Here is a 26,238-nt window from a genome sequence, read left to right on the forward strand (position 1 = left end):
CGAACATTAATGGAATCATTGGGAGAAATAACAGGGGAGAGCTATGGAAAGGAAGTTTGAGGAAGAGAAATTTGACAACTTAAAACAAGGATAAAATGAAAGCAATAAAATTTGAAGATGTGAACGTTGAGTTTGCAAAAGACCAAGAAGAATACACTTCGCTACCGGCATTACGGATAGGGGATGACCACGATACAATAGTCACCTGCTGGAAATTGACCTTATGGGAAAGGATAAAGTTGTTGTTCCAAGGTCATTTCTGGATGTCCGAAATGAATTTCAACAGGGCCTTGACCCCAAGATATTTCAGTGTGAACAGAAAAGATGTGTATACAAAACCAAGCGATAAAGATTAAGTTATGCAATCAGTAGACCACAATGGAATTTTAGGCCCGATAAGGGAGTTTGAAGCGGGAGAGCTTGAAAAGATGCTCAAGGACCCCAACATCGACCATGTAGATGTATTTGAGGGAACCCCGGAGAACCTTGAAAAGCGCAAAAAGATGATAGGTAAAAAGTATTCGATAAAACCAGCCTACAGGAAGGCACCCAAAATGAAAAAGAAAAAATGAGCCCAGAACTTAAACTAAAAACAGCGGCGGAGGAAATCAAGGATATTCTCAGAAAACATGACATAGCGGCATCGATTGTGCTTCATACACCAGGCCATGGTGAATACTTGAACCATATCCTCACAAGTTATTCATGCGCCTATCAATATCAGGATGATTCCATCCATTTCTACTCGAAAAAGAAGGATTTTAAATCTGTTGAGGAACAGGCCAAACAACAGGGTGAAACTGCAAATATGCTCCACATATTATCGAAGCTGACGGGAGAAAATTTCATGATGTTACATTCTATGTCTGAGAAATTTGACAGCATCACCAACGCGGAACATTTCAACCCCTAAAAACACCACTGGTATGGAAGAGACTATAATAATTCAAGCTGTTTTTATTAGAGAAACTCAAAACTCTTGGTTATTGGATTGTGAGGGAGATGAGGTTTGGTTTCCTAAATCCCAATGCACTTTTGTTAATGACAGAGAGGAATTGTCCGCTCCTAAGTGGTTGTTAATTGAAAAATTCCCTGGAGAACACTTTTAACTATGGCATTATTACTAACACTACTCCCTCAATTTGATAATGCTGGTAATTATAGTAATGATGTTCTTCAGATGGAACATGATGAGGTGTTCTTTGAGCAACTGATCGAATTGGAGCAAAAGGAAGGAAACGAGGTTACAATCCCATTTCAAAGCTTCATGGGTAATGGTGGGGCTACAATGAAATATATGCACGGAGAAACGTTGAAATCGGACTATGGGGATAACCTAAAATATGTTTCAGCTATAAAATTAAAATTATTGATGAGCAATTATCAACCTTTTAGCTGGCATAATAGAGCGGTAAGGGCTTTTGTATTGCAATTGCCAGATGATTTAAAAATATGGCTGTATTGGCATTGAGAAAACTTAAAACACTATACATGATAAAAGATTTCAAATTTCCATTTTTCTATAAAGAATGGCTGGTAAGCACCCAAGGGATGCCAGCTGATGTTCGAGGGTGGTACATAAACCTTTTATGTCACCAAGCGGATAAGGGTGATTTACCAAACGATATGGAAGAATTGGCTGAATTGGCCGGAGTGAAAATAAGCGAGTACCAACGGTTTATTGATGGGTTCAACCAATGGTTGAACCAACGGTTTATTGAAACTGATAACCAACGGTTGGTGAACTTAAAGATGAAATCTGTTTTGGAAGAGCGTTCGGACTATATAAACGGGCAAAGCCAACGCTCGTATTTAGCTGTATTTATTAGAGGGAAGCGAAAAATACATGAATTTACCGATGATGAATGGAAACATGTATCCAGTGAACTTTCAAATATTGATACAGCTTATAAAACCAAAAAAGAAACTTACAAAAAGTATGACGAGTGGTTTAACCAGTGGTTGAACCGTACGGTTCAACCCTTCAATATTGACAGTGACAGTGACAGTGAAGATATATATAATATAAAAGGGGGTATGGGGGAAAAAATAACCAATGGTCCTGATGATATTGTTGATTTAGGTTTAGTCAAGGAAGAAATAAAAAATGCCGTTAGTTGGAAAGAGGGAATTGTGCGAACTGCTAAATCCAAATACAACAAAAGTTTTTCTTTAACGGAGTTGGAAAAGTTAATCCAAGAGTTTGATGAACTAATCTGGAATGATGGGGAAACCGAAAAAAGCTTGAAGGATTATAAAAAGCACTTCAATAGATGGCTTGAACTCCGACTGCAAAGGAATCATATTTCAGATAAGAAAATTGAATCTAAGACTATCAAAAGACTTGAAAAATATGCAGAGTAATCACATATCCAGTTTAATGCCCAACGTTTTGGAATCGGTAAAAACAGAAATCATGGACTTTCCATTATCGAAAGAAGAGTACAAACGGTTTTTCGTTTGGCACGCCTACAAGGCAATGCAAAAAAGACCAATTCCAACTGAATATAAAATCAATTCTGTTATCAAAACCATATTGTTGTACTTCTTCAATGACCCGGACTTCAATAAATATGGCAAGGTTAAAAACAATGCAAGTTTAGCCAAGGGTATTTTGATAATTGGGGATAATGGGATTGGGAAATCTATGTTGTTTGAAATATTGGGAGAAATGGGAAGGGAGCTTATTAAGTGCTCAAACTATGGAAAGATGTCGTTTAAAGAGGTTTCTGCCATCAAATTTGTGTTGGATTTCATGGATAGTGCTAAGTCCCATAGGGAGGCAATAAAGAAGTTTGAATTAAGCGACTATTACGAATATCCATTGATGATTGATGATTTAGGACGTGAGGACAAAGCATTTAGTAGACATGAATTAATGGGAAACTTGCTTTTTGAAAGGCACCGTAGGCAATCCAAAACCTATGCTACCACCAATAAATCATTGGATGAGCTAACAATGAGATATGACGATCATATTGGGGACCGGATACCAGAGATGTTTAACATTATCTATTGGAGAGGAAAAAGCTTTAGAGACTAATTAATTTACCATGAAACATAGAGGCCAAGTGTTCAAATTAGACTTAAAACGAGCCATTATTTTAGAAGATGCTCGACGAATACAAGTCAGAGAGAAACCCATCAACAATCTGTTGCAGCTGTCACAGTTGATGTGTGACACATATGTAGATGATTATGAGGTAGATAGGCTGTATAAGTTGTTGTGGCGCGCACAGGGCAAGGGATACTCTACACATGGTCTCTCAACTGATTTTAAACCAATAATTGAGCATTTATGTGAGTTGTTGAGTATTGAAGAAGAGGATTTAATAATCGATGTAATAGATTAATAATCATGCAATTAAGGTACTGTAAAACTAAATCAAGCCCAGCGCAATACGTTGCGCACGGCGTTTTTCACGTACTTGACACATTTTTAAGAAGTGCAACACGGAGTGCAACAGAGGTTTTTGTTGCATGTTGCAAATTAGCCGTAAACCCAATAAAATAAGGTGCAACACGATGCTTTTAAGCCCTCAGGATTTTGCTATAGCCATAGGTGTTAAGTATGCCACTTTAAGGTCCCACATATCAAGAAAAAAAGTTTACAAGAGTGGCGAGTATATTGATACAGATTTTGAATTGAATAGGCTTTATATTCAGAATCAAACTAAGGGAAAGGGTCTAAACTTTGAAAATATTGGAAAAGAAACCCCCCAGGAAGAAACATCTACCCCAGACAACAAAGAAGAAGTAATAACAACAAAGAAGGTTCCCCCTCCAAAGGTTGAAGCTCCAAAATCTGATAAAGTTGACACCTCTCTTTCCAGGGAAGAATTGATACGAAGCAATTTTGATTTAAGAAAAAGACAGGCAGATGCCGAAAAAGCTGAAAGGGATAGCCAGTTAAAACAAATAGAGGTTGCAAAAAAGATGGGACAATTAATGCCCATTGATATGGTTGAAAAGATTCTAACAGTTTTTGTTAGAAGTATTATCAGAGAATCTGAAAGTGAATGGCAAAATATTGCATCAATCTATTGTGAGATATTAGGTGGGGATAGGTCCCATCTAAGCCAAATGGTTGAACAAATGAATAAAATAATGGATAAGATGATCAAAGAGGTGAAAATGAAATCCAGAGAGGAAATAAAACAAGTGATCAAGGACTATGCTGAAGTCAGAAGTCGTGGACAAAGGAAATAAAATAGAATTCATAGTTTGTCCAAAATGTTGTATCAAAGCCGGGAAACGAATAGGTAAGGATTTACCCAATACAACAAAAGGAGGGAACCCTTTGGAACTGTACTACTGTTGCAATTGCCGCCATCAATGGTTTAAATAAGATATACTATGTCAACCTTAGCTGAAATTATTCAAAACTCATTCGATGAAGTGCATGAGCGTATTTTTGACTTTGGAATGGAAAAATCCCTTCCATCTACCTGGACCGAAGAAAATGTATCTCTAGGGTCGGATGTGTCAAGGTATGTAGGTAAATTTAGTTATGACCGCTCCCCATATACACGCGAGATAATTGATTGTTTAAGTCCAAATAATCCAGTTCAAACAGTTGCAGTTATGAAGTGTGCCCAAAGCGGGTTGACTCAAGGGGTAATCATTCCTGGGATATGTTGGATTATTGCAGAAAACCCAGGACCCATATTGTTCATGGCCGGTGATAAGGAACTGGGAAAAAACTCAATTGAAACTCGACTGGATCCTATTATTGAATCAGCTGGGATTTCCCATTTAATTCGACCAAACGTTATCAGAAAAAGAAATCAACGAACCGGTGATACTTCAACAGGAAAAGAATTCGCTGGAGGACAGCTAATAATGCAAGGAACCAAAAATGCGGATAAGATGAGGCAGTTTTCCGTAAAATATATATTTGCGGATGATTGGGAGGCGGCCCCACGAGACGATAAAAAAGAGGGAAGTACAAGGGAATTGGTAGAAGGTAGGGCTACCTCCTACGGAGATGTTTCCAAACTTTTTTATATATCGACCCCCGCAGTAAAACAAACTTCCAATATTGAACCTATTTATGAAGAGGGAGATCAGCGGAAGTGGCATTGGAAGTGCCCCCACTGTGGACAATGGATAAGTCCAGAATGGAGAATAAGAAGAGAGGATGACACATATGGTGGGATAAAATATGAATTGAATAAATCCGGAGATCTCATAAGGGGAAGTGTGCATTATGAATGTGAACATTGTAGAGGTAGGATTGAATATAAAAACAAATACGAACTAAACTTGGGAGGTAAATGGATTCCAACTGCCAAGCCTTCTAGACCTGAGATAAGAAGTTATTATCTAAATGCACTGATAATTCCACCGGGATTCACAAGCTGGGAAGATTTGGTATACAAATGGCTTAAAGCAAAGCCACCAGGAGGGCAAACGGATGTTGGAAAACTCAAAACCTTTAAGAATATTCGATTGGGCCAGACTTGGATGGAAATGGGGAAAACCCCAAGGGTTAGTGAATTGATGAAAAATACAAGAAACTATCTACCTGGAACTGTTCCAGACCTAACAAGCATTGAGCAAGAAAATGGTGAAATTATAATGCTAACCCTTGCCTGTGATTTAGGTGGTGTAATGGAGTATAGGAATGAGGATGTCAGATTGGATTGGGAATTGGTGGCACATTCAAAATCAGGGGCAACATATAGTGTAGACCATGGGAGTATTGGAACCTTTAAAAGGCAAAGAGATAAAACCGAGGCCGAAAAAAAGCGTGATGGAGATCGAATAAAATGGACATACAATATGGGTTATCAAAATAGTGTCTGGCCTGTTTTTGAAGAACTGATTAGAAATCAATGGCCATGTGAAAGTGAGGGTAGAACAATGCCAGTAGCCATAACCATTGTTGATACAGGATTTTTCACCAACAAAGCATTCAATTTTATTAATAGCATAGACGATGCTTTTATTTATGGAATCAAGGGCGAAGGTGACATAAACTACAGAAAATTGATGAAGGATACCCAACCAGTAAAACTCTCAAGGGAAAAACCACGTCTGTACCTACTTGAAGTGAACCAATTAAAAGATGAGCTTAGTGGTAACATGGACCTTAAAGAAGGAACCGATGGATATCAACCTCCAGGGTTTATGAACTTTCCTGAATCTAGGGATGGTAAATATCAGATGAATTCATTCTTTGAACACTTTGAGGGAGAACGGAGGGTAGAGGAAATAAAGGATGGCAATGTGATTGGTTTTAAATGGGAAAAAAAGAACAACCAAGTACAGAACCACTTTTGGGACGTAAGGATATACAATTTAGCTGCTAAATATATATATCTAGATCAATTTGCTAAATCTGAAAAGCTTAGAAGTATTACATGGGCAGAATTTGCCGAACTATTTTAATTGAATTACGGATTTCCGCAATGAATTTAGTTTTTTACCTAATACTTTTGAACACATGAGTTACATGAAGGTTAATATCAGGTTTTACAAATGGCATTTTCAAGTTACACATAAAAATAAAATATGTTTATCCACCAACCCATATTATAAATTTAGGTTGGATCCATTATTCAAGGTTTTTGATTTTTATTAAATTTTTGATTGCACAGTGAGTTGTATTATCCCTTGGTTAGCTCCCAAGGGATTTTCTTTTTATGCATCCTATCATTTAATTCTAGGAATTTTTTTCAACTTTTTTACGGGTAGTTTTGGTCAATCGCAATAAGATGCGGTGTCCAAAATATGAATACAGCACTTGCCAGGGAAATTTACGGTGGTCAACCATGGTGCATGGATCAATTTAGCTATCGTGCTTATAATTCATTGCTCAATGACCTACGAAAAGGGGTTGTTCTTGAAATTCCAGAGATAAAATCCAATTCCCCATTTGTTTTGGTCCAAGGCAAGGATAAAAGAGTAATCAAGGATACTTATCAACTCCGGAATGACGATGATTTCAATGGTGTAGGATTGATACAATTGGATGGACCAATCACCAAAAAAGGAGGGATGTCCACCTATGGAATGGTTCAATTGACATCAATCATGAATAGAATGGCCAAGGATGACAGAATCAACTCCTTTATCATTTATGCTGATTCTGGAGGTGGATCGTCAGCTGCTGTTGATATATTATCGGATACCATTCTAGAAATCAACGAATCTAAACCAGTATATGGCCTGATTGAGAAGGGAGGTATGGCCGCATCCGCTGCATACGGTATACTTTCTGCTTGTCGTTCGATACATGCTATAAGCAAACTTAGTTTAGTGGGGAGTGTCGGCACTATGGTCCAATTTGAGGGTCGGGCAGCAAATTCTGAAGACCCTTACGGTAATAAGCATATACGTCTTTATGCGACAAAATCCATTAAGAAAAATGAGGATTTTGAAGAAGCACTGAATAAGGATAACTATGAAATTATTGTAAGTGAGCTCCTTGACCCAATCAACGAAGACTTCATTAAAAAGACATTAAAGAACCGCCCTCAATTGAAGGGAAGTGGGTTTGATAATGGCCACCATCTTTTCGCAAAAGATGCCGTTGGAACATTTATCGACGGTTTCAAAACATTTGATCAAATGGTTGAGGTGGGTTTCAAACAAAACAAATCGACCTCCGGGTCAAAATCTAATATTAATCCAAATTCTAATAAGATGACTGCAGAAGAATTAAAGCAGAAGCATCCGGAGACGTACAATAGTATTTTTAAAGCCGGAGTGTCTGCTGAATCTGACCGTGTTGGCGCTTGGTTAGCACATCATGGTACAAATCAAGAAACGGTACTTAATGGCATTAATTCAGGAAAAGCCATTACACAGACCGAAACTCAACAATTACTGGTTGAGGCAGCTTCCAAAAACCAATTACAACAATTGGAAAATGAAAGTGCAAAGCCGGTTAATACAAAAGAGACTCCCTTATCCAAAGATAAGGATGCTCCTGAAAATGCCGAAGAGGTCAAAAATTTCTACGATCAAGTTGATAACAAACTTAAAGTTGATTAGCCATGAACGAATTCACTCAAAGAGACAATAACCGTAACCAGAGCACTGCGGATATTTCACATAAGCATATTTTCCTTTTTGATAATAAATATTCGGAAGGGGTTTTTAATAATAACACTGGAGGTGATTATGATTTAGTGCCCGGGACAGTGGTTATTCGAGATACTGGAGACCCAACAAGAGTAATTCCTGCAATAGCCGGGGCAACACTTGTCAATATTGTGGGCGTGATAAGTACCAACGAAACCATTAGTGGGATAGCTACAGGAACAGATGTCAATGTTTCTTATTGCCATGGTGGTATGGTAGACCAAGATCTTTTAATCCTCCCAGGAGGCGTCACTTTGGATACAATTCCAACCAGTTCTTCAAAAACGGTCGGGGATATTCTAAGAGCTCTGGGCTTTGACCTTAAATCTTCAACAGAACACACAAAATTTGATAATTAAGCCATGATTACATTAAATCAACATAAATCGAATGTTTATTCAAGGATAATGAGAACCTTTAGTGATGATAGTGCACCGGTAAGTGCCTTTTCATCTTGGTTCCCCTCATTTACAACCCTTGATAGACTTGTTAGCATCCAAGTAAGACGTAACCGTCAATTAATTGCGGTGGATGTACGGAAGAACACAGGCGGTAATATCAACAAATTCAGTAACTACACTGAAAAAATGTATGAACCACCTGCTTATATTGAAAAGTTTGACTTTTCCACTGTACAATATCACGATGTGACGTTTGGAAATAATAACAATCCAAATGTAAGTCAAGCACATCGTATGATTGCTGAGGCAACAGACAACCTATTAACCTTGAAACATAAGGTTCAAAGAGCTATTGAAAAGCAGCGTTCGCAAGTCCTTCAAACTGGTGTTGTTACCTTAAAAAACGGTGATAATATTGACTTTAAAAGAAAAGCTGCATCCTTAGTAGCCAAAACAGGAACAGAAGTATGGTCGAACGCAGCCGGAAAACCATTGGATGATATTGCCACCGGAATCAAGTTTATCCGCCAAGAGGGCAAATCTGCCAGCCGAAGTTATGATTTGATCATGGGTGAAGCTGCATTTGCCAGTTTTATGGCAAATGTCCAAGTGAAAGAAGCTGCCGAATTTAGAAGAATTAATATTCTTGAAATTGGTACTACCAAATTCGATAATACAACTGGATTGAATTATCATGGTAGGATCAGTACGAAAAACGGCAATGTTGATTTATGGACTTATGATGACTTTTATGAAGATCCAGCCGATACCTACAATGAATATGTTGATCCAAAAAATGTGATTCTATTGCCTCGTGATTTTGTTGGGAATACTAGTTATGCTGGTATGCCTCAAATCATGAGAGATAAATCAAATGCGGAATTTCCCCAATATATACAACAACAAGAAGCTGAGTTCTTCATGAACAACTGGATAGATGCAAATGTCAAAGCGCATTGGTTTGAAATAGCTAGTAGCCCTTTAGCAGTTCCGACTTCGATTGACAGAGTTTGGACCGCTCAGGTTGAGGAATAATTTTTTCCATTTTCATATAGTGAAAAAGCCCCGTTTGATTATGGGCGGGGCTTTTTAAAAAGGCGGGGTAGAGCAGTTGGTAGCTCGCTGGGCTCATAACACAGAGGTCAATGGTTCGAATCCATTCTCCGTAACTAAGTTAAAATCAAGGAAAATGTATAAAATAGCATGTTTGGCACACGCCATAAAAGGAAACCGAGTTGCCCGTTATGGAGATATCGTTTCCGAAAAGGATTTAAACGGAAACAGTAAAGATTTGGTAGATCAGGGCTTCATCAAAAAGGCTACTCAAAAAGAAGTTGCAGAATTTAAAAAAGCAAAATCTAACTCTGCTGCTGAAGCCAAAGCCAAAGAAGAAGCAGAGGCCAAGGCTAAAAAAGAAGCGGAAGAAAAGGCAGCTGCTGAAGCCAAAGCCAAAGAAGAAGCAGAGGCCAAGGCTAAAAAAGAAGCGGAAGAAAAGGCAGCTGCTGAAGCCAAAGCCAAAGAAGAAGCAGAGGCCAAGGCTAAAAAAGAAGCGGAAGAAAAGGCAGCTGCTGAAGCCAAAGCCAAAGAAGAAGCAGAGGCCAAGGCTAAAAAAAATTAGGAAATGTCCGGTAATATCCTACAGGCCGCTAGAGCTGATGCAAAAAAAATATTGTCATCAAGTGGGTTTGAAGAAGATATTACCCTCACAACTCCTGATGGCCAGACGACAATCACAACTAAGGGACTGACAACCAAACACCATTTGGATTTTGATACGGAAGGTCCTGTAAATAGTAAGAAAGTTCATATATGTATTGATGAATCCGACCTTGAGGCAAAAGCCTATCCAGTCCGGAACAGTGTAAATGAAGTTGATTTGAGAGAGCATATAATCACTGTTTCTGATAGCACGGGGAATGCACGGGAATATTTGGTAAGCCAACTTTTTCCCAATGAGACCTTAGGTTTGATTGTTTGTGTCCTGGAAGATTATTCAAATTGAAAGTATGCCTATAATTACAGAGGAAATACCGAAACAAGGGTTCGAGATAGTTGGGGAACAGATAGGTGCAATCCTGACAATGGAATTGGCCTATCAAAGAACCCTAAAGTCATTATCCGATAATTTCGAATCATTCTACGAGCGCAAAACACCATATGATAAATCTGAAGGTGTTATGGTTAGTGTTTTATACGATAATACCAACTATGACAATCGAACCCAAAGTAATTCAAACGGACCTTCAACCTTCCATATCGATGTATACGGAAGTAGCCCATCAAAACCCAATGAAAGAGGTGATGGTTTGGCAGCTGCATTGGTAAAACAATATTTAGGGATGATCAGGTACATCCTTTCATCCACTAAATACAAGAGTCTTCTTTTACCCCCCAACACAATAGGGGGCACTTATGTTGACAGCATACAGATGTACGATACCGAAAATAACCAGGATGCAAAAAATATAAGGATGGGGAGAATTGCTTTTGTTGTCAAATTATATGAAACACAAGCGTTGTGGGAAGCCACGGTCCTTACGGGCAATGTTACCGGTGTGAAATTGGAAGATGCGGATTCAGGATATAAATACGAATTGACAAATTAAGACTAATAACAAAATTTAAATACAATGTCAACTATCTCAACTGCAGTGGGTCTAGAAAGAAGATCTAGAACATCAGGATACAAGATCAACAAGGGCTTTTTTAATAATGAGCCCCAGAACCTACCTCAGATCATTGCGGTTCTTGGGGAGGCTAACACCGCCAATCAAACAGGGTTGGATGTAACTCCTAAGGAAATCACCACCGCCAAGGAGGCTGCTGAAATTTATGGGGATGGAAGCCCGTTGCACCAAATGTTCAGGATTCTAAGACCAAATACAGGTGATGGTGTTGGAGGTATCCCAACAGTTGCATTCCCACAGGTCAGTGATGCCGGTGCATCGGCTACAGACCATGAATGGACTGTTACAGGTACCGCTACGGCCAATGCCACGCATACAATTAGGATTGCAGGTAGGAGTTCATTGGACTTCCAAGAGTATAAATTCAGTGTAGTCATTGGCGATACGGCCACAGCTGTTGCTACTAAGATTAAAGATGCCATTAACAGCGTTTTAGGGTCACCTGTGACAGCTAATAGTGCCCTTGGGGTTGTAACAATTACAACTAAATGGGAAGGACTTACTTCAGCAAGTCTTCAAACTGGGATTGAATTCTCAAATGCCGCAGGAATTTCTTACTCTAAATCAGGTGAAACTTTAGGTGCCGGCGCAGTTGATTTGGCGGCATCTTTAGACCTTTTCAATGATACATGGTACACATTGCTGATAAATCCATATGGAACAGCTACTTTGGATGCTCTTGAGGCATTTAATGGGGTGCCTGACCCAGATAACCCTACTGGTAGATATGATGGTCAGATTTTTAAACCATTCATGGCATTTTTTGGTAGTGTTTTGGATGATAAAGATGATATAGTTGCCATAACCGATGCCGCAGCTAGAAAGGACCAGGTAACCAATGTATTATGTCCTGCTCCAAAATCCGCCGGTTTTCCATGGGAGGCAGCTGCCAATGTAGTTGCATTGTTCGCAAGGATTGCCCAGGATACCCCCCATTTGGATATCAATAACAAATCATACCCTGATATGCCCGTCCCCACAGATGGGCAGATAGGGGATATGGCAAATTATGAGAACCGCGACTTTTTGGTAAAGAAGGGTTCATCTACAGTTACATTGAACAATGGCAAATATACAGTACAGGATTTGGTAACCACTTACCATCCGGATGGTGAAAGTCCATTGCAGTATGCCTACGCGAGGAATTTGAACCTTGATTTCAATGTAAGCGATAATTACCGAACTCTTGAGAACTTATTTGTTAAGGACCATGTTTTGGTTCAAGACGATCAGGTAACGGATGTTGCCAAGGCAATCAAACCAAAAGAATGGAAAGCGAGGGTACAGGAGCTTTTCATTGATTTGGCCGAAAAAGCATTGATCAATGATCCTGAATTTTCTAAGAACAGTTTGGTTGTACAGATTAGTACAATTAACCCGAACAGGTTTGAGACCTTCTTTAGGTACAAACGGACAGGAATTGCACGAATTGAATCTACCGATGTAGAGGCAGGCTTTTAATAATAATCTTTAAATCATAATATCATGCCAGTATATTCAGGAGGCGACGTTGAAGAAATAGTATGTAAGCATTCACTTGGTACTTTTCGTTTCCAAGCCAAATCAAATGAGGATTTCACTTTAAACCCTGGAGGTTTCAGGGCCAACGATGATGAGGATGCCATAACGGGTGGAGGTCAAATGATAGATCAGATAAATCGTAAAAGATGGTCATTGGAAGGACCAATTGGAGTTGATATGGATTCTGAAAATGAAAGTAAGAACCTTCCGTTGTTGGCCAAATCATCAGAGCTTGGGGTATGGACCATTAGTATGGCCAATGGTACCGTTTACAAAGGGAAAGGAAAGCCTGTTGGTGATTTGAACTTTGGCACTAATGAAGTGCAGATGACCTTGAAGGTATCCGGAAGCGGAATCTTGGAAAAAATTTAATATAAACCCACTTATTGAAAATTATATAGGCGGGGAATTCCCGCCTTTTAAATAAACACTAAAATGAAAGAAAATAAAGCCGCTATCAGTGAAGAAGTTGCATTAAATGAGTTCAAAGAGTTTCTGAAAAAATTCAAAAAGAGAGAATTCAGACGTGGAAAGATAACTGATGAAAAAATACTGGATGATTATCCAAATATTATTGATGCACTTATGGACGGACTTTTGGTTTTGGAGAACAAAGAAACCGGCAAGCCTGTATTTACATTGAGGTTTCCAATTGAAACCGAAGGTAAGAACGAGGCTTTAGCTGTTAAAACTGTGACTTTCAAAACAAGGACCAAACCTTCTGACATGGTAAGGTTGCTGGATGGAATCAACCCCCAGACCCAACAAGCCAAATATGTTATGCGGTATTTACAGCATGTTACCAATTTAGCTCAAGGCGAGATAGATAATTTGGATAAAGATGATTATGACACTATTAGTCAGCTTGCAACGGTTTTTCAGTAGGGTGGAGCCGTGAAGATGTAATGAGGATGATCATTACAGTGGTAAGGTATTACAAATGGCCACCACCCGTAATTGATGATATGTATGTTGATGATATTGATTATAAAGGGCTAGTTTTTTGGTACAATGATGCGGAGGCCCAAGATAAAAAGCATAAAGAACTGATGAAAAATAAAAATGGGCTTCGCTCTTAAAATACCTGCTCAATTTACCGCAATAGATAAGTTTTCCCATGTGCTTGGGAAAATGGGCAAAGCCACCAAAAACTTTTCAAAAATAGGTGTGGCCAGTGTGCAACGCTTTGATAAAAAAGTTACTGCAGTCTTCAATAAAATGGGCAGACTTACAAGATTGGTCCTTGGAATTGGGATAGGAACACTATTCCTAAATGCCACAGGAGACATAAAGACTTTTGAAACGAATCTTGTAGGTGTAGGTAAAACGACAGGCTTACAGGGAAAAGTCCTAAAACAACTAGGTCAGGATACCATTGCTGCATCCAACGCAATGAGAGGTATAAAAACCAATAAGTTGCTTGAACTTGGAGGTGTGGCGGGTCAATTGGGTATTTCAGGAAGTGAAGACATTTTGAGGTTTTCCTCGACAATGGCAAAATTGGAAAAGGCTTCTGATATCCAGGGGGAAGAAGGGGCTGCCTCAATTGCTAGATTATTGAACATTACCGGGGAAGGTCCAAAAGTTGTAGATAGGTTTTCAGCCTCTTTAGTTGGATTGGGCAACACTTCGGCAGCTACAGAAAGTGAAATATTGAGTGTAGCGAATGAAGTAGCTAGATCCACTGCCGCGTATAAGCTTAATTTGAAGGAAATATTGGGTATGTCAGCGGCATTGGCCAATATGGGTGTTTCCCCAGAAGCGGCAGGTAGTGCAATTGGAAAAACTTTTATAGGGATAGAAAAGGCTACTTTAAAAGGGGGTGAAAAACTAAGGAATTATGCAAAGGTAATGGGTATAACCTCAAAAGAGGTCAAAACGTTGTTTGCGAGTGACAAACAAGCAGCATTCAATAAACTTCTGGAGGGATTAAATAAAATTGGGAAAGAAGGGGGAAGCATTACCAAGGCTATGAATGATCTTGGAATAGCTGATACGAGGGTTCTCAAGGGAATTATCCCTCTGGCTACCAACTATAATACATTACAGGCTAAAATGAAATTGGCCAACAACGAATTCGAGAAAAACACCGCGCTCAACAATGAATTCAATACTGCATCAAAAACCGTCCAAACAGCCTTAGATGATATAGCAAAACGTTTCACCAATGTTCTTTTAAAAACTTCAACCACTGGAACTGGATTGGAAAGGGTCCAAAACATTCTATTTTTTGTGGCCGATAATATGGAAACCATTGTGGTTGTTGGGGCTTCATTGGTGGGAATGTTCGGGTTGATGAAAGCAATTGTTTGGGGTTCTCAAATTGCAATGGTTGCCTATAATGTAGCACTGGGAATCCATGGAGCCCTACAGGGAGCAGCATCTATCAATATTGGAAAAAGTGCTGTGGCCCTTGGGGCATATAAAGTAGCTATGGGGATTAGCACCGCAGTTACATGGTTGGCCACCACCGCCACCACCGCTTTTGGTGTGGCCTTGAACGTAGGACTTTGGCCAATACTGGCAATTATTGCCGCCATAGCCGCTTTAATAGCAGTCTTTTACTATTGGGACGATATAACCGCATGGTTTGGAAAGCAATGGAAAAGGTTCACAAATTGGATTGGAAATGCTTGGGACAGTGTTGTGAGCTGGTTCAAAGAATTCGATTTCAAAGCATTCTTTATGCAAATAGGCCAGAGTATTTTAAAGTTCCTATTGACCCCTATGCGGATGATGTTGAGGTTAGCGAGTAAAATTCCTGGAAAGATTGGTGATATGGCTAAAGGCGCCTTGGATAAACTGGGAAATTTGACCGGTGAAGGGGAAATCAAGGTAAAAGATGCCCGTGAACCATTGGATTCACCTGAACTCAACAACTCCAAGATAACCCATGAGACTATTCAAAAAAGTAGAGTTGATCTCACAGTGAGAGATGATGGCAACAATATTGAGAACATTGAAGCCTCTGGACCCAATGCACCGAATATAATAATCCCTCATACTCAAGGAGCATCATAAATGACAAAGGACCTTCAATTAACTGAATATGGAAGCGGCGGGGATATTACCCTAATGGCCGATGACCTGCTGTTGAATGAAGAGCTATTGCAAATGGCTTACTTGGCAATGTTCGGAGGGAACAAAGAAGCAAGCACCAAAGGAAACGAACTTGAAGATGAGGAAAGAGTGGATTGGTGGGGAAACACCCTTTTGTTCGGTGAGAAGACAAACAAACAAATGAACAGTACTACTGAGCGGATTTTGGATGATGTGGTTTTGAACAGTTCAGGAAGGTTGGAGATTAAAAGGGCGGTAGAAAAAGACCTTGAATTTTTAGCTCCAATTGCGGAAGTTACTGTTGCTGTATCAATTGAAACTAGCAATAGAGTAGAGATATTTATAAAACTTGAAAGATTGTCCAACCAACAGGAAAAAATATTACAACTCATTTTTGACAATGCTACAAAGGCGATTATAATTGATCAGGAAATATGATACAGGTACCTACTACAAAGAATATTGTTGAATCCGTTGAAAAGGACATCAAATCCAAATTGGACCTTCCAGAGGATGATCTTAGGAAAGTGCTATCTGTTGTTTCAGCTGTCATTGGGGGACAATTGAAGTTGGTCTATCTACGTTTGCTAGATGTCCAAAGAAACCTATATCCGGATACAGCGGATACAGCAGAGAATGGTGGGGAACTGGAGCGTTTGGGACAGATTTATCTTAACAGAAATCCCAATCCTGCCACATCTGGGGTTTATGCGGCCAGCGTCACCGGTGAACCAAACACCATAATCAGGGCCAACCTAACCTTCAAATCGAATGAGGACAGCAAAAGCCCAGGCAATCTATATGTTACCGATTCTGAAACAATACTAACCGGAAGTGGTGATACCATCGAAATAAGATCATTTGAAGGAGGAAAGGATTTTGAACTTCAGGTTGGCGACCAATTGACAATTACCGAGCCTGTAATAGGTGCAGAACAAGTTATAACGATTACGGCAATAACCACTGAACCAAAAGAGGCTGAAAGTGATGATGCCTATCGACAGGCTATATTGGATGCTATTCAATTGGAGCCACAAGGCGGCTCCCGTACCGATTATAGATTATGGGCATCGGATGCTCAAGGGGTAAGAAAGGTATATCCATATGTGAAGACGGGTGAAGCAGGTACCGTCCAGGTCTATGTTGAAGCTACCACCAATGATAGTACCGATGGTGAAGGAACCCCCTCACAGGCAATTTTGGATGATGTAGAAGCGGTAATCCTTCAAGACCCAGATGATACCAAACCCATCAATGAACGGGGCAGGATACCAATACAGACGATACTTGAGGTTTTACCGATTACGTTGATTCCGGTAGACGTTACGATTTCTGGGCTTTCTGTGGATACATCATCTATACGAACTGCCATAGAGGTTAACCTTAAAGCATATTTATTGGATGTCAGGCCATATATACCAGGAGCCGATCTTAGTCGTAACCAAAATGATAGATTGTATTCAGCAAGATTGCAAAGTGTGGTCACGGACGTTCTTGAAAGTGCCAATTTCTTCACTGATTTCCAAATGGAGGTAGATGGTGTGGTGTCCACATCAACTGAATTTTCCGGTGCGAACATTCCTTATTTGAGAAATGTAAACTATAGCTGATGTACGAGGTAACAGATAAGAGCACGGTATTTGGATTCAAGACCCCGCACGGGCATAAAACCCCGCACAAATATCCGTCCGATGGGGAAGATAGCCAGACAACCTCTTTCTTGGGGATGACAAAAAGCCTTTACCCTACGGGCAGGGCATTCAATCTTCCAGAAAAAGGAACGTTGGAAAATCTTCACAAGGGAATTAACATAGGTATCATAAGAGTTGTTGAGGATAGTAAGAATATTATTGAAACAGCGATACCTGATAATGAAAAGTTTACTGAAGAAGAAGCTTCATTTTTGGAATTTAAATTTGGATTGTTTGTCAATCCACTAACCACCTTGGAAAATAGAAAGAAGGCACTGTTGAGAAAGATGTCACATCCTTCCAATGTTCCAGCAAGACAGAACCCAACTTTTTTAGAGGACCAATTAAGATCGGCAGGATTTGATGTAAGGATTTATGAAAACAAATTCTTTGAAAATGGCCAGTGGGTTTATAAGACCCCGGAAGATATAACAGCAATGTCCCTTGTGGCAACACAACATGCAAACAACCTCCAACATGGAGGCGGCGTGCAGCACGGAAGCAGCGGTTTTTTGGTAATAGCGAATTCCGATAAGGGAGATGAATCATATAATGTCGGAGGGAACCTTTGGGCCACGTTCTTTATTTCTGGACCTGATATTTCAACATTGGCCAATATACCTGAGGAAAGGGAAAAAGAATTCAGGGAATTGGTGTTGAAGCTTAAACCGGCCCATACTGTGGCTTATTTACTTGTAAAATATATTTAGGATGGCACGCGATAAGAAAAACCAGCAAAATATTGACAACTCCAATCTTTCAGATTACCCAAATGGCAGGATAAGAGACAATTCTGGTGCAGGAAACGGGACCCCTGTTAATGAACAAGTATACGGTGATATCCATGAGGCTTTTGCCAAGTTAATGCGTTTAGCCGGCGTTGTTTATAACGATCTACCCGATAATGAGTCAAATGGACATCAACTTGTTGAAGCACTAGCTGCACTGCCCTCCAAAAATGATTTTGTTTTGGATATTGGGAGCGCAAACGGAAAGCTTACCATTACCACCAAGTTGGGCACACTAAAAGACAATGAGACCTTTTTGTGTAAGGCTACCATTGATTCAGGATCTGAAACGCAGATCAGAGGATCTGACAATACCGATAAGACCATAACCAAAGTTGGCAATTTTAAAAATGGGGAGTACGTGAACCTTATCAACACCGCTTCTTCCATCGTACTTGTTAGACAAGGGAATGCTGTAAGCCTTGATGCAATGGTCGGGGAGCTGTTATATCTCAAGGCCGCATCCAATGCACAAGAGTTGGCAGGATTACTGGACACGGTGGCCACAACCCCCTTGGGCAACGCCCTTGCATTTACCGAATGGGTAATTGGGACCCAAAGTGCTGCCAGTCTTGCGAATGCCCTACGGAACGGGCTTTATCCAAAAGAACACTTTGAAATAGTACAAAATATAGGATCCAGTCCTACGAGAAACATAGGGTTTATCTCAGGAATTGACGTTGGAGGAGGAGGTAGTATTGGAACCACATTTCCAGTTGGTGGAAATATTACCAATTGTAGTTTGGTATACAAAAATGGAGGAGCTGGAGGCTGGAGGCTGACCATGGACAACGCAATGGACAATACAAATTACTTTGTGAGGATGCATCCCCAGACTCAAGGTAGTGTTGATAATGATACCGAGGTACAGTCTTGGAATTTCAAACCAATATCGACCACCCAATTTGAAGTTTATGCTGAAGAAAACCTATCCGCAACCCAGAGTATAAAATTACACGTAGAAGTCGTTCAATTATAAGCTTATGAAAACCTTAAAAGGACTACCAGTTGAAATACCAAGGGATACGGATGAATCCAATTTTCCTTTCCACAATATACAGAACGAAACCGATACACTTCCCGGCACTCCAATTATTAGGGAAGTTTGGGGCGACATATTGATCAATCTCTATAAATTACTTATTGAGACCGGCATAACGCCTACAGAAACCGAAGACGGAGAGAACAGTCAATATCAGATTTTAGAGGCATTGAAAAAGTTGCCCAATGAACTTAATGACGTTGAGCAAGTCCTGACGTTGACAAATACAACTTGGTCAGTAAACATGGCCATTGATTTACTTCCTGATAAATATATCTTCATTGCACGGGCAACGGAAGATTACAATGATGCGGTAAACTACACTATCACTGGAACGGATACCAACAGCTATAACGTAAATTCACCCAACGGTTTTTCAGCAAGTGATGTAGTGTTGGTGGTTTTGGACCAATCAGGAGCTAGGATAATTGGTCTGACGAAATCCAATATTACAGTAGATGTATTTACTGTTTTTGGAACCCCAGTTGTGTTCAATGACAGTAACAAAATGTATTATGAAGAAGCAGGGGCCTTATTGACAGATACACCAAGTATTGACTACTTGGAATCTACAATACGTGTAGCCGAGGGAGATGGTACGTTGGTAGTGTACAATATGTTTGTGATGCAGGGGCACATACTTTGTTTCTGTTACCTACCATCTGCGCAAACCTATAAATTCTATCAATTCAATTTAACTGATCTGTCCACTGCAGTGTCAGTTGCTATCACCGGAATAACAATCCCGATAGGATCTAATAATGAACCCTACGTATTTACCAATGGCAACACAGTCTTTGTCACCAATCAGGCAGGGACAACCGTTAACGATTACGAATTGGCAGAATTGACATATGATGCTTCAAACCAATCATTGACATTATCTGTGAGTAGGGTTTTGGCCAACACGTTCCAAAAGACCACAAATGTGGTTATCCAGAACAATGATCTTGTAACATTCATTGCGGGATCATTGAAGAAATATGATTTGACTTCAGGTATTGAGACCCAATTGGACGATTACAATTCATATGTAGGGACCATATTCAGGTTCAATGGGGAGACTTATTACAGCAATGGTGAAGTTGCCAAAAAATGGACCGTATAAACGATGGGTGCATTCAACGTAAATATGGATGCTGCAATCGCCCTAACAGCGAAATTGGAACGGATAAACCGGTCCGCATTCCCCGTGGCTGTCAGACAGACTTTGAATGACGCCGCTTTCACCACAAAAAAGATGGTCCCTAAAGTAGCAGCCCAAAAATTCACTACCCGTCAAAAAAATTTCTTTAAAGCATTTACTATAGTCAATAAGGCTGAGGGTTATAATGTAAACAGAATGGTTGCCGAAACTGGCATTAATTCCAATAAGCCAAGAGGAACAAAGGTAGCCGTAGGGTTAGAGCAACAAGAAAAAGGGGGTACTGTAATGGGGAGAAAATTTGTACCTCATAATAAAGCCAGGGTTTCCGGAAGTTTTCATAAAAAAGTAAGCAAGCTAAATCTTCTAACAAGTTTAAAATACGGCACACCAAAAAGTCGAATTAAGGGTTCAAACATCATATTGATAAAAAAAGGATCTAAAGGAACTTTATTTAGGGTCCGGAACTTAAAGACGAAAACAAAACTTACACCATTGTACACTTATAGAAGAACCAAAAAAAGTAGGGTAGACAGTAGACCATTTGTATCACCATCAGCTACGTTCGCAAGATCAAAGATGTTGGAGTATTACAAAAAAAATGCAGAGTTTCAATTTAAAAGAGCTTTGAAATGAGTTGGGAAGATAGGCTGGAGAACATAAAGTTTACCATTGTTACTGGAGATGGTAAAAAATTTACACCACTCTGGATCAGTGGTGATACTTCTTTGGAGTTCAACGCTAAGAAATACAATTTTATCAATGTGGAGAAGTCCTATATTGATAGGAAAAAACCACGGAGTACCAAAATCCCTTTGATATTTTATTTTCAGGGAGAGGACAATATTGACCAATCCAGCGATTTTCTGAAAAGTGCGAAGGATTCACGCGTTTGGGAAGTTACCCACCCCTTTTATGGAACGATAATTGGACAACCAACCTCAATTTCAAGAGTTGATGGCTCGTATAATTCGACCCGTTTCGCAGTTGACTTTTGGGAAACGTTAACTGAGGATTACCCAAACTCACAGATTTCAACAAAGGATGTCATTCAAAAGAAAGTCGATGAGGTAAATATTTTTGGAATAGCCAACTATACAAAAGGAGCGCAGCCTACAAGTGCGGATATTTCCACAATAAAACAAAACAGTAACGATGTGGCCTCAAAGTTTGATAGGCTACATACTCCAGATACATTTACAGAATATAAAAACAAATTGTCCCAGGCGACAAAATCGGTTGATAACATAATTTCCAGACCAAGTGAGGTGATTGAAAACAACCAATCATTGCTATTGCTGCCAGGAACCTACCAGCTTCCAGTTTCCAAGCGAATCAACGCAATTTATTTAGCATATCTCCAAGTTAGGAGCATAGTCACGGGAAAAAATGACAAATACTATTTTGAGAGCTTGGCAGCTACTGCTATTGCCGCAATTTCAAATGCAGCGGTTAACCCGTTGGATGAAGATTATATCACAAGGGACCATGTAAATGCCAGCACATCACTTTTGTTGAACACTTACAACGACTATATTGAAACAATAGATAAAGCCCAAGTTTCAAGATATGATGTCGAAAACGAGTGGGCTCCCAATCCCCAATTACAGCAATCATTGAACAATCTTGTTATTGATACAGTTGCCAATCTTTATCAATTGGCATTCGGTGCAAAACAGGAAAGAATAGTTGAAGTTGAAGCTGATACCAACTTAATTGTTCTCACACACAGATATATGGGGTTGGATGAGGGAGATAAGAACATGGAAACTTTCCGGACCATCAACAACATCAAAAATGATGAGGTGTTCAGAATCAAGAAAGGAAGGAAAATAAAATATTTTGTTGGATGAAAATTAAGGTAAATGGGTCTGAGTTTAAATTCTTCAATGATATAACGATTTCATTGCAATTGGATACTGTTGCATCAGCATTTTCTTTCACCGCCCGTTTCAATCCACAAAATGAAAGCCACAGGGAATTGTTCAAACCCTTGTCTTATCAAGATGTCGAAATATTCAAAGACGATGGTACTCTTCTTTTAACAGGTACTGTTTTGAACCAATCACACAAAAGCGACAAGGATCCTAATTTGGTTTCTCTCTCTGGATATTCCAAGGGTGGTATTTTAGAGGATTGTACAATTCCCTTGGATTCATATCCTTTGGAAAGTTTGAATAGGTCTTTAAAGGAAATTACAGAAAAGCTTTTGAAAATATTTTGTTTAAACCTTAAAATTAGCTCAAATGTTTTAAACCAGGCCAATGCTGTATATTCCAAAACATCTGCTGAACCTTCTGATAGTGTTGCTGGTTACTTGAGTAAGTTGACAGCACAACGAAATATTGTACTTAGCCATAACGAAAAAGGGGATATTGTTTTTTTTAGACCTAATACTTCCGCTGCCCCAAAGTTGTTCATTACAAAAGAAAACAGTGTAAATATGGGGTGGAGTGTCAATGGACAATCCTTTCATAGCTCAGTTGAGGTCATCCGCCAACCTTCGGATGACAATGGTGGAGTATCATTGGCTGATAAGGCAATAAATCCTTTAGTTGGAAAATACCGCCCTACGGTTTCTGTATTGAGTTCAGGAAAGGAAACAGACACCAAATTGGCAGCTGACAATAAGATGGCCAGTGAATTGTCCAATTTAAAATTATCAGTAGGTTTTGAAAAATTCATTGAGGTAAGCCCTGGGGATATTGTAGAGGTGCAAAATGATGAGGTGTACCTTTACAATCGCACCCGTTTTATGGCTTCAACTGTTTCCATTTCCGAAAATGAAACAGGTTATAAGACTTCTTTGACCCTGGTTTTGCCAGAAACCTTTACAGGAGAACCACCAAAACCAATTTTCCAATGATAACCCTTTCAAAAATAAAATCATACGTACTTTCAAATGGAAGCAGAATTTTAAAGGTGCTGCAATATGGCCCAAGGACAGCTGTTGAGGTATCCCCTTTTGGAGTAGATTCAAATCCGTTAAAGGACATGACCGCAGTATATTCAAAGACTGCTGAAATGGGTGAACCGGTCATATTGGGCTACATCAATAAAAACCAAATTTCAAAACAGGGCGAAACCCGAATATATTCATTGGGTTCAGATGGTAATCTAGCCTTTTCGGTACACTTAAAAACAGACGGCACAATAGAGATAGGTGGGAATTCTGATTTCATGGTAAAATTCAATCCTCTTGATGCCGGGTTGAAAAATCAGGATACACAGATCAATACTGAATTGGGCAAGATTGCAACAGCAATCACTTCCTTGGGGGGATCCTATGTCCCAACACCGATTACTACCAACATCGACCAATCCAAATTAAGTAATGTTAAGACTTCATAGGCAATTCTAGGAATTTTTTTCAACTTTTTTACGGGTAGTTTTGGTCATTGCTTTGATGCTATGACGTACAGTACTATTTCCGCATATGTGGGCTCCAAATCCAGGGCCCGTGAACGAATTGAAGCAATTGAGCTATTGATTGATTCAATGATGTTACGGATTACTGAAGTAGCTGAGGGAACGGCTTCTACCGTGGATGAATATGAGCTCAATGATGGTCAGGTTAAAATCCGGACCAAGTATAGAAGCATTGAAGATGTTGAGAAGGGAATCAAATCCCTGTTAACACTTAAGCATTATTACATCAACAAATATAATGGCCGTCAAACCGTACTTCGGGACGTTAGGGGGCTACATTGATATTATGGGATTTAAACAACTCCTTTATGATGCTGGACAGTGGTTTACCAAGCCACCTATAAAAAAAGAAGACCCACAATCCAATTATGTGGATTCCCATGAATCATATAGAGGGAAATGGGTCCCAATTCGCTCAGGGAACTTCAATGGAGAAAAAACTCCCGGAGAACTGGGCAACGTCTACAATCTTACACCCAGTTACCGTCTACTAAGGCTTAGGGCATATGAAGCTGAACTTACCAATGATGTTATTTCTACCATATCAGGTAAATTTTTCAAATGGGTTGTTGGTTTTGGGCTTAAGATTCAAAGTGAGCCAAATGAAAAAGCCCTTAAGACTGAAAAGATAACTGACATCCCAGATGATTTTAGGGAGAACGTTGAATCAAGGTTTGAAATATTCGCAAATAGTACAAAATGTGATTACAAGGGAGAAGAAAACCTGCATGAATTGGCCTTACAAGCCTTTAAAGGTGCTTTCAATGGAGACGTACTTATAATATTGAGAGTAAAGGAAGGATGGCCAACCATACAATTGGTTGATGGTGACCACGTGAAAACACCTTTTTTGGATGATAAGAATGAATGGAACAAAAAAGCAAAAGAAGCTGGGAATATCATTAGAAATGGTATCGAAATGGATAAGTCCGGAACCCATGTTGCCTATTATGTGGCCACGCTTCGGGAAGGTGAAATTCTAGAGACCTACGAACGTATTCCAGCTAAAGGAAACAAGACAAACAGAAAGATGGCCTGGTTGTTCGGTCTGAAAAAGCATAGGATGGACAATGATAGGTACATCCCCATGACAACAGCGATCCTTGAGAAGCTGGCCAAGTTGGACAGATACACTGAGGCAACTGTTGGGACAGCTGAAGAAAGGGCCAAAATTCCATTTACTGTAGAGCATAGTTCGGACAGTACTGGAGAAAATCCTTTCAGAGCAACTATTGCTGCAGGCATGGGAAAAAATGCCGCCCCGGAGACTCAAGGATATGAGCTGGGTGAGAAAACCGCCTCAAATATTTCAGCCACAACCGGGAAGCAGGTATTCAATATGCCTAGGGGTGCCCAGTTAAAGGCTCTATATAGTCAGAATGAGATTCAATACGAAGCATTTTGGAAGGCCATTTTTAAGTCCCTTTGTGCAGCTGTTGAAATTCCTCCAGAAGTTGCTCTCCAAGAATACAACAGTAATTATAGTGCGTCCAGGGCAGCAATTGGAGGCTGGGAGTTTATAGCAAACTTTTATCGCGAAAAGTTTATACCAAAACTTTACCACCCATTCTATCAATTATGGTTACATACCGAAATTCTCAAGGGTAATATACAAGCCCCTGGATACCTGCAGAACTCAACCAATTTTATGGTTGTTGAGGCTTATTCCAAAGCCCGCTTCATTGGTCCAAAAATGCCACATATAGATCCCGTCAAAGAGGTCAAGGCCATTGTCCAAATGGTCAATGAAGGATTGATGAGTAATGAAATGGCAGCAGAGCGATTGAATTCTGGGGATTGGTTTGAAACACAGGGCAAACTGAAAAAAGAATCGAAGGTCAAAACCAATAACCAAAAGGAGGAAGAACCAAAAAAGGAGAAAGAACTGAAAGTCGTAGGCAATGAGAATTAAAACAAAAATTGAGAACAAGACTGCCACTTGGACTGCTCACTCAAGGCCCAGAGTTGGATCTGCCACAATCCATAATGGTTTTTACTGGACCAATGTCACGGGGATTAATTCTGAACCTGGAATAGGCTCCGATTGGATTAATACAGGTATAGTTATGAACGCCCCATTACAACCTGGCAGCCATGTAATCAATCTAATGGTAACAGATGTCAATGATGATTCACACATTATCGTTTCCGGAACCTATGTTTCTGGTGACCCCAAAAAGCTTGAAAGCTATTCAAACAACTCAATGACTAGAGCATTATGACAACAATTACCGGAACCATCATATTGGCAATCGTCCAAGCCCTTGTAATTATCTACTTGATATTGGAAAGAAAGAATAATGCGAGGTCAATTTCAACTAAACGGATAATCATGGGCAGGTTCCAAATCACAATAACTAATGGTCAAATCTCAATAGAACCCA

General features: G+C 39.7%; 33 protein-coding genes and 1 tRNA gene. All 34 read left to right on the plus strand.

Annotation, left to right across the window (positions count from 1 at the left end):
- Window positions 1-95: 95 nt before the first annotated feature.
- The 34 genes from DX873_RS17490 to DX873_RS17650 all read left to right on the plus strand — a co-directional run bounded on the left by DX873_RS17490 (window position 96) and on the right by DX873_RS17650 (window position 26,076).
- Window positions 96-356, plus strand: coding sequence for a hypothetical protein (locus tag DX873_RS17490; RefSeq protein WP_116185794.1), 261 nt, complete (start codon window positions 96-98; stop codon window positions 354-356).
- A gap of 3 nt (window positions 357-359) precedes the next feature.
- Window positions 360-572 (plus strand): hypothetical protein, encoded by a 213-nt coding sequence (locus DX873_RS17495; protein ID WP_116185795.1) that lies wholly within the window; start codon window positions 360-362, stop codon window positions 570-572.
- On the plus strand, window positions 569-913 hold the full coding sequence (locus DX873_RS17500; RefSeq protein WP_116185796.1) for a hypothetical protein: 345 nt from the start codon (window positions 569-571) through the stop codon (window positions 911-913). The genes DX873_RS17495 and DX873_RS17500 overlap by 4 nt, the downstream gene beginning before the upstream one ends.
- Window positions 914-926: 13 nt before the next feature.
- Window positions 927-1,109 (plus strand): hypothetical protein, encoded by a 183-nt coding sequence (locus DX873_RS17505; protein ID WP_116185797.1) that lies wholly within the window; start codon window positions 927-929, stop codon window positions 1,107-1,109.
- A gap of 2 nt (window positions 1,110-1,111) precedes the next feature.
- Window positions 1,112-1,471 (plus strand): hypothetical protein, encoded by a 360-nt coding sequence (locus DX873_RS17510; RefSeq protein ID WP_116185798.1) that lies wholly within the window; start codon window positions 1,112-1,114, stop codon window positions 1,469-1,471.
- A 20-nt stretch (window positions 1,472-1,491) separates the two neighbouring features.
- Complete coding sequence (locus tag DX873_RS17515; protein WP_181899554.1) at window positions 1,492-2,364, plus strand: DUF7833 domain-containing protein; 873 nt, start codon at window positions 1,492-1,494, stop codon at window positions 2,362-2,364.
- The gene (locus DX873_RS17520) at window positions 2,354-3,043 is read left to right on the plus strand and encodes a P-loop NTPase family protein (protein ID WP_116185800.1); all 690 of its coding nucleotides are present in this window, start codon (window positions 2,354-2,356) and stop codon (window positions 3,041-3,043) included. The genes DX873_RS17515 and DX873_RS17520 overlap by 11 nt, the downstream gene beginning before the upstream one ends.
- A gap of 130 nt (window positions 3,044-3,173) precedes the next feature.
- The gene (locus DX873_RS18770) at window positions 3,174-3,353 is read left to right on the plus strand and encodes a hypothetical protein (protein WP_147296687.1); all 180 of its coding nucleotides are present in this window, start codon (window positions 3,174-3,176) and stop codon (window positions 3,351-3,353) included.
- A 172-nt stretch (window positions 3,354-3,525) separates the two neighbouring features.
- Window positions 3,526-4,209 (plus strand): hypothetical protein, encoded by a 684-nt coding sequence (locus DX873_RS17530; RefSeq protein ID WP_147296688.1) that lies wholly within the window; start codon window positions 3,526-3,528, stop codon window positions 4,207-4,209.
- A 147-nt stretch (window positions 4,210-4,356) separates the two neighbouring features.
- Complete coding sequence (locus DX873_RS17535; RefSeq protein ID WP_116185803.1) at window positions 4,357-6,393, plus strand: terminase gpA endonuclease subunit; 2,037 nt, start codon at window positions 4,357-4,359, stop codon at window positions 6,391-6,393.
- Between the two features lie 342 nt (window positions 6,394-6,735).
- Entirely contained in the window at window positions 6,736-8,001 is a 1,266-nt protein-coding gene (locus DX873_RS17540) for a Clp protease/crotonase-like domain-containing protein (RefSeq protein WP_116185804.1), read from the plus strand.
- A 2-nt stretch (window positions 8,002-8,003) separates the two neighbouring features.
- Entirely contained in the window at window positions 8,004-8,450 is a 447-nt protein-coding gene (locus tag DX873_RS17545; protein WP_116185805.1) for a hypothetical protein, read from the plus strand.
- A gap of 3 nt (window positions 8,451-8,453) precedes the next feature.
- Window positions 8,454-9,527, plus strand: coding sequence for a major capsid protein (locus tag DX873_RS17550; protein ID WP_116185806.1), 1,074 nt, complete (start codon window positions 8,454-8,456; stop codon window positions 9,525-9,527).
- A gap of 61 nt (window positions 9,528-9,588) precedes the next feature.
- A tRNA-Met gene (locus DX873_RS17555) sits at window positions 9,589-9,661 on the plus strand.
- Window positions 9,662-9,681: 20 nt separating this feature from the next.
- Window positions 9,682-10,110, plus strand: a complete 429-nt coding sequence (locus DX873_RS18775) for a hypothetical protein (RefSeq protein ID WP_147296689.1) — start codon at window positions 9,682-9,684, stop codon at window positions 10,108-10,110.
- Between the two features lie 3 nt (window positions 10,111-10,113).
- Window positions 10,114-10,494 carry a hypothetical protein gene (locus DX873_RS17565; RefSeq protein WP_116185807.1) on the plus strand — a complete coding sequence of 127 codons (381 nt, stop codon included), beginning with the start codon at window positions 10,114-10,116 and terminating at the stop codon, window positions 10,492-10,494.
- 4 nt (window positions 10,495-10,498) lie between these two features.
- Entirely contained in the window at window positions 10,499-11,098 is a 600-nt protein-coding gene (locus tag DX873_RS17570; RefSeq protein WP_147296690.1) for a hypothetical protein, read from the plus strand.
- Window positions 11,099-11,122: 24 nt separating this feature from the next.
- Complete coding sequence (locus DX873_RS17575) at window positions 11,123-12,640, plus strand: hypothetical protein (protein WP_116185809.1); 1,518 nt, start codon at window positions 11,123-11,125, stop codon at window positions 12,638-12,640.
- A gap of 24 nt (window positions 12,641-12,664) precedes the next feature.
- Entirely contained in the window at window positions 12,665-13,072 is a 408-nt protein-coding gene (locus tag DX873_RS17580) for a hypothetical protein (protein WP_116185810.1), read from the plus strand.
- A gap of 63 nt (window positions 13,073-13,135) precedes the next feature.
- Entirely contained in the window at window positions 13,136-13,585 is a 450-nt protein-coding gene (locus DX873_RS17585) for a hypothetical protein (RefSeq protein WP_116185811.1), read from the plus strand.
- A 26-nt stretch (window positions 13,586-13,611) separates the two neighbouring features.
- Window positions 13,612-13,779: a hypothetical protein gene (locus DX873_RS18985; RefSeq protein ID WP_181899555.1), complete on the plus strand. Its 168-nt coding sequence runs from the start codon at window positions 13,612-13,614 to the stop codon at window positions 13,777-13,779.
- Window positions 13,763-15,721 (plus strand): phage tail tape measure protein, encoded by a 1,959-nt coding sequence (locus DX873_RS17590; protein ID WP_116185812.1) that lies wholly within the window; start codon window positions 13,763-13,765, stop codon window positions 15,719-15,721. Before DX873_RS18985 ends, DX873_RS17590 begins: the two co-directional genes overlap by 17 nt.
- Window positions 15,722-16,198 carry a hypothetical protein gene (locus tag DX873_RS17595; protein WP_116185813.1) on the plus strand — a complete coding sequence of 159 codons (477 nt, stop codon included), beginning with the start codon at window positions 15,722-15,724 and terminating at the stop codon, window positions 16,196-16,198.
- A complete protein-coding gene (locus DX873_RS17600) occupies window positions 16,195-17,370 on the plus strand; it encodes a baseplate J/gp47 family protein (protein ID WP_116185814.1) in 1,176 nt (391 codons plus the stop codon). Before DX873_RS17595 ends, DX873_RS17600 begins: the two co-directional genes overlap by 4 nt.
- Window positions 17,370-18,161 (plus strand): hypothetical protein, encoded by a 792-nt coding sequence (locus DX873_RS17605; RefSeq protein WP_116185815.1) that lies wholly within the window; start codon window positions 17,370-17,372, stop codon window positions 18,159-18,161. The genes DX873_RS17600 and DX873_RS17605 overlap by 1 nt, the downstream gene beginning before the upstream one ends.
- Before the next feature lies 1 nt (window position 18,162).
- Window positions 18,163-19,218, plus strand: coding sequence for a hypothetical protein (locus DX873_RS17610; protein WP_116185816.1), 1,056 nt, complete (start codon window positions 18,163-18,165; stop codon window positions 19,216-19,218).
- A 4-nt stretch (window positions 19,219-19,222) separates the two neighbouring features.
- A complete protein-coding gene (locus tag DX873_RS17615; RefSeq protein ID WP_116185817.1) occupies window positions 19,223-20,389 on the plus strand; it encodes a hypothetical protein in 1,167 nt (388 codons plus the stop codon).
- A gap of 3 nt (window positions 20,390-20,392) precedes the next feature.
- Entirely contained in the window at window positions 20,393-21,061 is a 669-nt protein-coding gene (locus tag DX873_RS18990; RefSeq protein ID WP_181899556.1) for a hypothetical protein, read from the plus strand.
- Window positions 21,058-22,278: a hypothetical protein gene (locus DX873_RS17625; RefSeq protein WP_116185818.1), complete on the plus strand. Its 1,221-nt coding sequence runs from the start codon at window positions 21,058-21,060 to the stop codon at window positions 22,276-22,278. Before DX873_RS18990 ends, DX873_RS17625 begins: the two co-directional genes overlap by 4 nt.
- Complete coding sequence (locus DX873_RS17630; protein WP_116185819.1) at window positions 22,275-23,291, plus strand: hypothetical protein; 1,017 nt, start codon at window positions 22,275-22,277, stop codon at window positions 23,289-23,291. Before DX873_RS17625 ends, DX873_RS17630 begins: the two co-directional genes overlap by 4 nt.
- Complete coding sequence (locus DX873_RS17635; protein WP_116185820.1) at window positions 23,288-23,776, plus strand: hypothetical protein; 489 nt, start codon at window positions 23,288-23,290, stop codon at window positions 23,774-23,776. The genes DX873_RS17630 and DX873_RS17635 overlap by 4 nt, the downstream gene beginning before the upstream one ends.
- Before the next feature lie 60 nt (window positions 23,777-23,836).
- A complete protein-coding gene (locus DX873_RS17640; RefSeq protein WP_116185821.1) occupies window positions 23,837-24,136 on the plus strand; it encodes a hypothetical protein in 300 nt (99 codons plus the stop codon).
- 4 nt (window positions 24,137-24,140) lie between these two features.
- Window positions 24,141-25,766: a phage portal protein gene (locus DX873_RS17645; RefSeq protein ID WP_181899557.1), complete on the plus strand. Its 1,626-nt coding sequence runs from the start codon at window positions 24,141-24,143 to the stop codon at window positions 25,764-25,766.
- Window positions 25,756-26,076 carry a hypothetical protein gene (locus DX873_RS17650; protein ID WP_116185823.1) on the plus strand — a complete coding sequence of 107 codons (321 nt, stop codon included), beginning with the start codon at window positions 25,756-25,758 and terminating at the stop codon, window positions 26,074-26,076. Before DX873_RS17645 ends, DX873_RS17650 begins: the two co-directional genes overlap by 11 nt.
- The last annotated feature ends 162 nt before the right edge of the window (window positions 26,077-26,238 follow it).

The sequence above is a fragment of the Flagellimonas nanhaiensis genome, assembly GCF_003382275.1.
GTDB classification, from domain to species: domain Bacteria; phylum Bacteroidota; class Bacteroidia; order Flavobacteriales; family Flavobacteriaceae; genus Flagellimonas; species Flagellimonas nanhaiensis.

Excerpts from the sequence above, each read along its gene's own strand:
- DX873_RS17490 (WP_116185794.1), top strand. The coding sequence starts at position 96 with ATGAAAGCAATAAAATTTGAAGATGTGAACGTTGAGTTTGCAAAAGAC.
- DX873_RS17495 (WP_116185795.1), top strand. The coding sequence starts at position 360 with ATGCAATCAGTAGACCACAATGGAATTTTAGGCCCGATAAGGGAGTTT.
- DX873_RS17500 (WP_116185796.1), top strand. The coding sequence starts at position 569 with ATGAGCCCAGAACTTAAACTAAAAACAGCGGCGGAGGAAATCAAGGAT.
- DX873_RS17505 (WP_116185797.1), top strand. The coding sequence starts at position 927 with ATGGAAGAGACTATAATAATTCAAGCTGTTTTTATTAGAGAAACTCAA.
- DX873_RS17510 (WP_116185798.1), top strand. The coding sequence starts at position 1,112 with ATGGCATTATTACTAACACTACTCCCTCAATTTGATAATGCTGGTAAT.
- DX873_RS17515 (WP_181899554.1), top strand. The coding sequence starts at position 1,492 with ATGATAAAAGATTTCAAATTTCCATTTTTCTATAAAGAATGGCTGGTA.
- DX873_RS17520 (WP_116185800.1), top strand. The coding sequence starts at position 2,354 with ATGCAGAGTAATCACATATCCAGTTTAATGCCCAACGTTTTGGAATCG.
- DX873_RS18770 (WP_147296687.1), top strand. The coding sequence starts at position 3,174 with ATGTGTGACACATATGTAGATGATTATGAGGTAGATAGGCTGTATAAG.
- DX873_RS17530 (WP_147296688.1), top strand. The coding sequence starts at position 3,526 with ATGCTTTTAAGCCCTCAGGATTTTGCTATAGCCATAGGTGTTAAGTAT.
- DX873_RS17535 (WP_116185803.1), top strand. The coding sequence starts at position 4,357 with ATGTCAACCTTAGCTGAAATTATTCAAAACTCATTCGATGAAGTGCAT.
- DX873_RS17540 (WP_116185804.1), top strand. The coding sequence starts at position 6,736 with ATGAATACAGCACTTGCCAGGGAAATTTACGGTGGTCAACCATGGTGC.
- DX873_RS17545 (WP_116185805.1), top strand. The coding sequence starts at position 8,004 with ATGAACGAATTCACTCAAAGAGACAATAACCGTAACCAGAGCACTGCG.
- DX873_RS17550 (WP_116185806.1), top strand. The coding sequence starts at position 8,454 with ATGATTACATTAAATCAACATAAATCGAATGTTTATTCAAGGATAATG.
- DX873_RS18775 (WP_147296689.1), top strand. The coding sequence starts at position 9,682 with ATGTATAAAATAGCATGTTTGGCACACGCCATAAAAGGAAACCGAGTT.
- DX873_RS17565 (WP_116185807.1), top strand. The coding sequence starts at position 10,114 with ATGTCCGGTAATATCCTACAGGCCGCTAGAGCTGATGCAAAAAAAATA.
- DX873_RS17570 (WP_147296690.1), top strand. The coding sequence starts at position 10,499 with ATGCCTATAATTACAGAGGAAATACCGAAACAAGGGTTCGAGATAGTT.
- DX873_RS17575 (WP_116185809.1), top strand. The coding sequence starts at position 11,123 with ATGTCAACTATCTCAACTGCAGTGGGTCTAGAAAGAAGATCTAGAACA.
- DX873_RS17580 (WP_116185810.1), top strand. The coding sequence starts at position 12,665 with ATGCCAGTATATTCAGGAGGCGACGTTGAAGAAATAGTATGTAAGCAT.
- DX873_RS17585 (WP_116185811.1), top strand. The coding sequence starts at position 13,136 with ATGAAAGAAAATAAAGCCGCTATCAGTGAAGAAGTTGCATTAAATGAG.
- DX873_RS18985 (WP_181899555.1), top strand. The coding sequence starts at position 13,612 with ATGATCATTACAGTGGTAAGGTATTACAAATGGCCACCACCCGTAATT.
- DX873_RS17590 (WP_116185812.1), top strand. The coding sequence starts at position 13,763 with ATGGGCTTCGCTCTTAAAATACCTGCTCAATTTACCGCAATAGATAAG.
- DX873_RS17595 (WP_116185813.1), top strand. The coding sequence starts at position 15,722 with ATGACAAAGGACCTTCAATTAACTGAATATGGAAGCGGCGGGGATATT.
- DX873_RS17600 (WP_116185814.1), top strand. The coding sequence starts at position 16,195 with ATGATACAGGTACCTACTACAAAGAATATTGTTGAATCCGTTGAAAAG.
- DX873_RS17605 (WP_116185815.1), top strand. The coding sequence starts at position 17,370 with ATGTACGAGGTAACAGATAAGAGCACGGTATTTGGATTCAAGACCCCG.
- DX873_RS17610 (WP_116185816.1), top strand. The coding sequence starts at position 18,163 with ATGGCACGCGATAAGAAAAACCAGCAAAATATTGACAACTCCAATCTT.
- DX873_RS17615 (WP_116185817.1), top strand. The coding sequence starts at position 19,223 with ATGAAAACCTTAAAAGGACTACCAGTTGAAATACCAAGGGATACGGAT.
- DX873_RS18990 (WP_181899556.1), top strand. The coding sequence starts at position 20,393 with ATGGGTGCATTCAACGTAAATATGGATGCTGCAATCGCCCTAACAGCG.
- DX873_RS17625 (WP_116185818.1), top strand. The coding sequence starts at position 21,058 with ATGAGTTGGGAAGATAGGCTGGAGAACATAAAGTTTACCATTGTTACT.
- DX873_RS17630 (WP_116185819.1), top strand. The coding sequence starts at position 22,275 with ATGAAAATTAAGGTAAATGGGTCTGAGTTTAAATTCTTCAATGATATA.
- DX873_RS17635 (WP_116185820.1), top strand. The coding sequence starts at position 23,288 with ATGATAACCCTTTCAAAAATAAAATCATACGTACTTTCAAATGGAAGC.
- DX873_RS17640 (WP_116185821.1), top strand. The coding sequence starts at position 23,837 with ATGACGTACAGTACTATTTCCGCATATGTGGGCTCCAAATCCAGGGCC.
- DX873_RS17645 (WP_181899557.1), top strand. The coding sequence starts at position 24,141 with ATGGGATTTAAACAACTCCTTTATGATGCTGGACAGTGGTTTACCAAG.
- DX873_RS17650 (WP_116185823.1), top strand. The coding sequence starts at position 25,756 with ATGAGAATTAAAACAAAAATTGAGAACAAGACTGCCACTTGGACTGCT.